Here is a 7784-nt window from a genome sequence, read left to right on the forward strand (position 1 = left end):
GCGGCCGTGGTGCCGGCGCGGGGGGGCCCGGCGCTGCGGGGCCCGGCGCGCCCCGCCGCGGCCGCCCCCCCGGCCCGCGAGGCGATGGGCGAGGCGGTCGGGGAGGCCCTCTACGGCGGCGTTCCCTCCGAGTACTACGACTACGGGACCGGGGGCGGGCCGGGCGAGGTCGAGCAGTCCGAGCCGGTGCCGCCCGGCGTCCTCGGGTCCGACCCCCTCCTCGACGCCCACGCCCAGGGCTGCTTCGACGGCGACCTGCAGGCCTGCGACGACCTGTTCGCCGAGTCGCCGCCGCTGTCGGAGTACGAGGAGTACGCGCTCACCTGCGGCGGCCGCGTGAAGGCGTGGTCGGTGCCGCTGTGCACCGACCTCGACTGACGGCCCGTCCGTGACCTGCCGGTGCTGGTCGCCGCCACCCGGCCCACCTAGCCTGACCAGCGCATCTACCTGAACCGAGGAGTCCGCACCATGTCCCAGCCGCCGTACCCGCCGCCGGGCGGCAACGACCCCCAGGGCGAGCAGCCCGGCCGGCAGGGGTGGGGGCAGTCCGACGACCCGACGAGGCAGTTCGGCCAGCCGGCGCCCCCCACCTCCCAGTTCCAGCCGGGCCGGTACGGCCAGCCGGGCGAGCGCGACCAGACCTCGCCCTTCCCCCAGCCCGGTCAGCAGCCCCACGGCCACCCAGGCCAGGACCCGACGCAGCAGTACGGCCAGCAGCCCTACGGCCAGCAGCCGTACGGGCAGCCCGGCTACGACCCGACGCAGCAGTACGGGCAGCAGGCCTACGACCCGAACCAGCAGTACGGCCAGCCCTACGGCCAGTACGGGCAGCCCGGCTACGGCCAGCAGCCCTACGGCCAGCCGCCCTACGGCCAGCAGTCCTACGGGCAGCCGGGCCACGGCCAGCCGCAGCAGAGGGGCGACAGGAAGAACGTCGTCATCGCCTCGGTGGTCGCCGGGGCGCTGCTGGTCGCCGCCGCGGCCGTCGGGCTGTTCTTCCTCCTCCGCGACGACGACGGCTCGACCGTCGCCGACCCGACGCGGACCAGCACCTCCTCGTCCGCCTCCAGCTCGTCGTCCTCGGGCCCGTCCTCGTCGTCGTCCTCGTCGAGCAGCTCCTCGTCGTCCTCGTCCTCGTCGTCGTCCGGCGGGGGCGGTGGTGCGGGGTCGACCTCGACGCCGGTGCCCCCGCAGGGGCTCGGCTCGGACCCGGACGGCGAGTTCCAGCCGCTGGCCGAGGCCTGCTTCGCCGGTCACTTCTCCGCCTGCGACGAGCTGTGGGCCTCGACGCCGATCGACTCGGCGTACGAGCAGTACGGGGGCACCTGCGCCGGCCGGGTGAGCTACGAGGTCAACGGCTGTGTGTCGCGGCTCGGGGAGGGCGTGCCGGAGCCGCAGAGCGACCCGGTCCCGCCGCAGGGCCTCGGGGAGGACCCGGGCGGCGAGTTCCAGCCGCTGGCCGACCGCTGCTTCGCCGGCGACTGGGCGGCCTGCGACGACCTGTGGGGCTCCTCCCCGTCGGACTCGCCGTGGGAGCAGTACGCCGGCACCTGCGCCGGCCGGGTGAGCTACGAGGTCGCCAACTGCGAGGGCCGGCTCGGCTGACGCCGGTCCCGCAGACGCACCACGGCCCCGGGGCGAGCGCCCCGGGGCCGTGGTGCGGTGCTGCAACGGCCCGCCTGCGGGGGACCGCTGCGAGCGTGCGAGCGGTGGGGGGCAGGCGGGTCCTTCACTCGTCGTCGGAGCGGTCGAAGGGCACCGCGGAGTAGGCGCGCAGCTTCTCCAGCGAGTGCAGGCTGTCGATCGAGCGGATGGTGCCCGAGCGCGAGCGCATGACCAGCGACTGCGTGGTGCAGCCGCCGGCGCGGTACTGGACGCCGCGCAGCAGCTCGCCGTCGGTGATGCCGGTGGCGACGAAGAACACGTCGCCGCGCACCAGGTCGTCGATGGTGAGCACGCGGTCGAGGTCGTGGCCGGCGTCGACCGCCTTCTGCCGCTCCTCATCGTCCTTGGGCCACAGCCGGCCCTGCAGCGCACCGCCCATGCACTTGAGCGCGCAGGCGGCGATGATCCCCTCCGGCGTGCCGCCGATGCCCATGAGCAGGTCGACCCCGGTGCCCTCCCGCGCCGCGGCGATCGCGCCGGCGACGTCGCCGTCGGTGATGAACCGGATCCGCGCGCCGGCCTCGCGGACCTCGTGCACGAGCTGGTCGTGCCGCGGCCGGTCGAGGATGCAGACGGTGACGTCCTCCACCCGGCCGTGCTTGGCCTTGGCGACCCTCCGGATGTTCTCGGCGACCGGCGCGGTGATGTCGACGACGTCGGCGGCGGCGGGGCCGGTGGCGATCTTCTCCATGTAGAAGACCGCCGACGGGTCGTACATCGCGCCGCGGTCGGCCACCGCCATGACGGCGATGGCGTTCGGCATGCCCTTGGCCATCAGGGTGGTGCCGTCGATGGGGTCGACGGCGACGTCGCACTCGGGGCCGTAGCCGTCGCCGACCTGCTCGCCGTTGTAGAGCATCGGCGCCTGGTCCTTCTCGCCCTCGCCGATCACGACGACGCCGCGCATGCTCACCGTGCCGATCAGCGCCCGCATGGCGTCGACGGCGGCGCCGTCGCCGCCGTTCTTGTCGCCGCGGCCGACCCAGCGGCCCGCGGCCATCGCGGCGGCCTCGGTGACGCGCACCAGCTCGAGGGCGAGGTTGCGGTCGGGCGCCGGGCGGTCGGTGCGGAAGGTGCTCCGGCGGGGCGTGGGTGGCACGGGGCCGTCGGGTACGGGCAGGGTCACGTGACCTCCTGAGTCCGGCACCGTTGCCGGTGCCCGCCGCCCGCGACCCGTCCCCGGGGCCGGTCGGGCGCGCGGGGCAGTCCGGGAGCGGGGCGGCGGGGTCGTGGATCGGTGCTGCGATCCTAGGGGCATGACCAGTTCCGGCCCGTCGGGCCAGCAGGCCCCCGAGGAGCAGCCGCCGCCGGCGCCGACCGCGGCGGAGCGCGCGAACCGGATGAGCGCGGCCAACATGCTCCGGTCGCTGCTGCCGCTGGTGGTCATCGTCCTGCTCGTCGCCGGCTGGGTCGCCTTCCGGCAGAGCGGCATCGACCCCGTCCGCCCGATCGACCCGACCAGCAGCGTCCGGCTCGCCGCCGAGCGGGCGTCCTACACCGTGGAGGTGCCCGCCGGGTTGCCCGACGGCTACCGGCCGACCAGCGCGCGCACCGACGCCGCGGACGCCGGCGAGGGGGAGCCGGTGACCCTGGAGATCGGCTACGTGACGCCCTCGGACGAGTACGCGGGCTTCCTCACCACCGACGACCCCGACGCCGACCGGCTGCGCGCCGTCCTCGACGGCGCGCAGGACGACGGCAGCGTCGACCTGGCCGGGCGCACCTGGACCCGGCAGACCAACGGCCGCGGGGAGACCGTGCTGTCGCTGGAGACCGGGGACGTGACCACCGTGGTCACCGGCTCGGCCGACGACGACGAGCTGCAGACCGTCGCCACCGCCGTCGCGCCGGTCAGCGTCCCCAGCTGAGGCTCAACCCTCCTGCTCGCCGGGCGCCGCGGCGGCCAGCCGCTCGCGGGCGCGGTCGAGCCAGTGCTGGCACAGCTGCGCGAGCTGCTCGCCGCGCTCCCACAGGCCGAGGGACTCCTCGAGGGTGAGCCCCCCGGCCTCGAGCCGGCGGACCACCTCGGCCAGCTCCTCGCGGGCCTGCTCGTAGGTCTGCGTCGGCTGCTCGGTCGTCGGCTCGCTCACCGTGTCCCCGGTCCGCTCCCGCGGAACGCTCCGCTCCTCGCTCGTTCCTCGCTGCGGTGCCCGCGTTCCTGTCCGCTCACGGCTCCCCATCCTGCCCGTCCACCCGGACGGCCAGCCGCCCACCCGCGACCCGCACCGACAGCCGCTCGCCGTCGGCCACCTCGGCCGGGTCGCGGACCAGGGCGCCGTCGGCCCGCTGCACCAGCGCGTAGCCGCGCTGCAGCGTCGCCTGCGGGGACAGCGCGGCCACCCGCGCGCGGGCGTGGTCGAGGTCGCGCTCGGCGGACTCGACGCGGTGGGTGAGCGTGCGGCGGGCCCGGTCGCGCAGCGCCGCCACGTCGTCGGCCCGGCCGTGCAGCAGCCGCTGGGGGTCGGCGAGCACCGGCCGGCTGCGGACGCTCTCCAGCCACCGCTCGGACTGCTCGAGGCGCACGGTGAGCAGGTGCCGGGCGCGGGCACGCAGCCCGTCGACCAGCCGCCGCTGCTCGCCGATCTCGGGGACGACCCGGTGCGCGGCGTCGGTGGGGGTGGCCGCGCGGACGTCGGCGACGTGGTCGACCAGCGTGGTGTCGGTCTCGTGCCCGACGGCGGTGACCACCGGCGTGCGGCAGGCGGCGATCGCGCGGACCAGGCCCTCGTCCGAGAAGGGCAGCAGGTCCTCGACCGAGCCGCCGCCGCGGGCGATGACGATCACCTCGACCTCGGGGTCGCGGTCCAGCCGCTGCAGCCCGTCGATCACCGAGGCGGCGGCGTTCACGCCCTGCACCAGGCTGTGGTGGACGGCGAAGCGCACCGCGGGCCAGCGGCGGCGGGCGGTGACCAGCACGTCCCGCTCGGCGGCGGAGTCCTTGCCGGTGACCAGCCCGACCACGGCGGGGGCGAAGGGCAGCGGGCGCTTGCGGGCGGGGTCGAACAGGCCCTCGGCGGTCAGCAGCCGGCGGATCCGCTCGATGCGGGCGAGCAGCTCACCGAGGCCGACGGCGCGGATCTCGGTGGCGCGCAGGGAGAAGGAGCCGCGGGCGACGTAGTAGTCCGGCCGCGCGCGGACGATGACACGGGCGCCCTCGGTGAGCTCCAGGCCGGGCCGGTCGGCGACGTCGCGGGCGCAGGTGACCGGCACCGAGAGGTCGGCGGCGGGGTCGCGCAGGGTGAGGAACACGGTCGCGGCGCCGCTGCGCCGGTTGAGCTGGGCGACCTGCCCCTCGACCCAGACCTCGCCGAGCCGGCCGATCCACTCGGCGACCTTGCGGGCCACCGTCCGCACCGGCCAGGGCGACTCGGGGGACGAGGGCGCACTCACGGCCCCGAGGGTGCCAGGCGGGACCGACGGCCCCGCCCGGCACCCTCGGGTGGGTCCCCCTCCGCTAGCCGCGGGGCTGCAGGGGGCTGGTCTCGACGGCCTGCTGCTCGAGCTTCTCCAGCCGGTTGCGCAGCATCGTGAGGAACGGCGCCCGGGCGCGGGTGGCCTCCTCGTAGGCGAGCAGGTCCGACACCGTGGCCAGCTGGTAGCCGCGGAGCCGGCCGCGCAGCTGGGCGACGGTGAAGGAGTCGTAGCCCTCGACGGGGGCGGCCCCGGCGGCCTGGGAACCGGACAGCTCGCTGCCGCCCTGCGCGTCGTCGGTGGGGGCGGCGGAGTCCCCGCCGACGGCGCCGACGGCCGCGCCCTCGGCGATCGCCGCGTCCTCCTCGGCGGTGTCGGCCCCACCGACGTCGGTGCGCACCCCGGTGGCCGCGGCGACGGTCGTGCCGCCCTCGTCGGTGGCCTCGGCGACCGGCTCGGGCCCGGTCGTGTCGGTGGCGGCACCGCTGTCCTCGCCGGGGGCGGGCTCGGCGCCGAGCTCCTCGTCGACGCGGGCGTGCTCCCCGGTGACGACGTCGCTCGCCCCGCCGGCCGCCGTCCCCTGGGTGGCGGCACCCTCGTCCGTGGCGGCGGCCTGCTCGCCGCCGTCCTCGGGGGCGACGACGCCCTCGTCGGTGACGGTGCCCTCGACCGTGGTGACCTGCCCGTCGGGCGTGATGACGTCGACCTCGGTCGCGACGTCCTCGGCTGCGGCCGTGTCGGACTCCGCGTCCTCGCCCAGCACGCCGGCCTCGGGGGAGCCGGCGGCGTCGTCGGCGAGGCCGATGCCGGTGTCGGGCACGCCGGAGTCCGCGGCGTCGGGCACGACTGTGTCGTCGGTGCCCACGTCGGGGGCGCCGGCCAGCTCGCCGACCGGGGAGCCGCCCGGGTCGCTCGCGGCCGGGGTGTCCTCCGGGGCGGCCGCGGTGCCGGCGGGGGTCCCGGTGCCCTCGGCCTCGAGCAGCGCGCTCTCCAGGGCGTCCTCGGCGGTCAGCGCGGAGTCGGCGGCGTCGAGCGCGGACGCGGCCTCCTCGGCGCCCAGCACCTCGTCGTTGACGTCCTCGACGGCGGCGACGACCGCGGCGGGGGACGGCTCCGGGGGCAGCCCGGCGAGCTCGTCGTCGACCAGGCCGGCGGCGTCGGTGTCGACGTCGACCTCCATGACGTCGACCTCCATGACGTCGACCTCGGTGGCGTCACCGACGGTGTCGACGTCGGGGGCGCGGTCGAACGCGGAGTCGCGCAGCACGTCGATCGGCTGGGCGACGAGGGGAGCGCCGCCGGCGGCGGCCTCCTCGTCCTCGTCGAAGGTGGCCAGGCCGGGCTCGCGGTCGCCGCGCAGTCCGGTGAGCACCTCGTCACCGCGGGCGACCAGCCCCGACCACTGCTGCTGCAGCTTCATCGCCGCCTGCAGCGCGATGCCGACGATGCGCACCGGCAGGCCCGGCAGCGTCTGCGGGAGGCTGCGGACGTCGTCGAGGACGGTGGCGGCCAGACCGACGGTGGCGCGGATCGGCTCCGGGATCTCACGGGACATGCGCCCAGCCTGCCGCAGCGCGCGGCGAACGGCACAGCGGCCGGTCCCCGGCCCACCCGGTCGGGCGGCGTGCGGCTCGTCACGCTCCCTCGCGACGGCCGGGCCGGGAGCGCGGCGCCACCTACGATGGGGTCATGGCTGATCAGCGCGGACGGGTCCTGCTGGCCGATCCCCGGGGCTACTGCGCCGGTGTCGACCGGGCGGTGGTGGCCGTCGAGCGGGCCCTGGAGATCCACGGCGCCCCGGTGTACGTCCGCAAGCAGATCGTCCACAACAAGCACGTGGTGGCGACCCTCGAGCGGCGCGGCGCGGTGTTCGTCGACGAGACCGACGAGGTGCCCGAGGGCGCGGTCGTCGTCTTCAGCGCCCACGGCGTCTCGCCGGCCGTGCACGAGGAGGCGAGGGCGCGCTCGCTGCGCACCATCGACGCGACCTGCCCGCTGGTGAGCAAGGTGCACCAGGAGGCGAAGCGGTTCGCCAAGGAGGACTACGACATCCTCCTCATCGGCCACCGCGGGCACGAGGAGGTCGAGGGCACCTCCGGCGAGGCCCCCGAGCACATCCAGCTCGTCGACGGCCCCGACGACGTCGCGAACGTGGAGGTCCGCGACCCCGAGCGGGTCGTGTGGCTGTCGCAGACCACGCTGTCGGTCGACGAGACGCTCGCGACCGTCGACCAGCTCAGGACCCGGTTCCCCGGCCTGCAGTCCCCGCCGAGCGACGACATCTGCTACGCCACGCAGAACCGGCAGCAGGCGGTCAAGCAGATGGCCGGCGAGTGCGACCTGGTGATCGTCGTCGGCTCGACCAACTCGTCGAACTCGGTGCGGCTGGTGGAGGTGGCCCTGGAGGCCGGCGCCCGCGCCGCGCACCTGGTCGACTACGCCGCCGAGATCGACCCCGCGTGGCTGGAGGGCGTCGGCACCGTCGGCGTCACCAGCGGCGCGTCGGTGCCCGAGGTGCTGGTCAGCGAGGTGCTCGACCTCCTGGCCGGGAGCGGCTACCCCGACGTCGAGACGGTGAAGGCGGCCGAGGAGCGGCTGGTGTTCGCGCTGCCGCACGAGCTGCGGCCCAGGCGCGGCGGGACCGCCCGGCCCGTCCGCTAGGACCCCGGGACGCAGCGAGCCCCTCCCGGCCGGGAGGGGCTCGCTGC

At 76.3% G+C, this 7784-nt stretch carries 8 protein-coding genes; 4 read left to right on the forward strand and 4 right to left on the reverse strand.

The genetic code is table 11. From position 1 onward, the window contains the following. Positions 1–378, forward strand: a 378-nt coding sequence (locus ACI8AB_RS22475) for a hypothetical protein (protein WP_456951958.1), incomplete at its 5' end; no start/stop codon positions are given. A 90-nt stretch (positions 379–468) separates the two neighbouring features. Continuing rightward, positions 469–1605: a hypothetical protein gene (locus ACI8AB_RS22480; protein ID WP_456951959.1), complete on the forward strand. Its 1137-nt coding sequence runs from the start codon at positions 469–471 to the stop codon at positions 1603–1605. 124 nt (positions 1606–1729) lie between these two features. Here the strand turns inward: ACI8AB_RS22480 and glpX are convergent, their stop codons facing one another. Beyond that, positions 1730–2791 (reverse strand): class II fructose-bisphosphatase, encoded by a 1062-nt coding sequence (gene glpX / locus ACI8AB_RS22485; protein WP_387993927.1) that lies wholly within the window; start codon positions 2789–2791, stop codon positions 1730–1732. A 130-nt stretch (positions 2792–2921) separates the two neighbouring features. Between glpX and ACI8AB_RS22490 the strand changes: the two genes are divergently transcribed. After that, a complete protein-coding gene (locus ACI8AB_RS22490) occupies positions 2922–3533 on the forward strand; it encodes a DUF4245 domain-containing protein (protein ID WP_387993930.1) in 612 nt (203 codons plus the stop codon). A gap of 3 nt (positions 3534–3536) precedes the next feature. Here ACI8AB_RS22490 and ACI8AB_RS22495 read toward each other — a convergent pair whose 3' ends face one another. From ACI8AB_RS22495 to ACI8AB_RS22505, 3 genes are all read right to left on the reverse strand, one after another. Continuing rightward, positions 3537–3755, reverse strand: coding sequence for an exodeoxyribonuclease VII small subunit (locus ACI8AB_RS22495; RefSeq protein WP_387993933.1), 219 nt, complete (start codon positions 3753–3755; stop codon positions 3537–3539). Between the two features lie 76 nt (positions 3756–3831). Further along, positions 3832–5055 (reverse strand): exodeoxyribonuclease VII large subunit, encoded by a 1224-nt coding sequence (gene xseA / locus ACI8AB_RS22500; RefSeq protein WP_387993936.1) that lies wholly within the window; start codon positions 5053–5055, stop codon positions 3832–3834. A 64-nt stretch (positions 5056–5119) separates the two neighbouring features. Then, positions 5120–6631, reverse strand: coding sequence for a hypothetical protein (locus ACI8AB_RS22505; protein WP_456951960.1), 1512 nt, complete (start codon positions 6629–6631; stop codon positions 5120–5122). 134 nt (positions 6632–6765) lie between these two features. Between ACI8AB_RS22505 and ACI8AB_RS22510 the strand changes: the two genes are divergently transcribed. Beyond that, positions 6766–7737 (forward strand): 4-hydroxy-3-methylbut-2-enyl diphosphate reductase, encoded by a 972-nt coding sequence (locus ACI8AB_RS22510; RefSeq protein WP_456951961.1) that lies wholly within the window; start codon positions 6766–6768, stop codon positions 7735–7737. Positions 7738–7784 lie beyond the last annotated feature (47 nt).

Source organism: Geodermatophilus sp. SYSU D00698, from assembly GCF_054050335.1.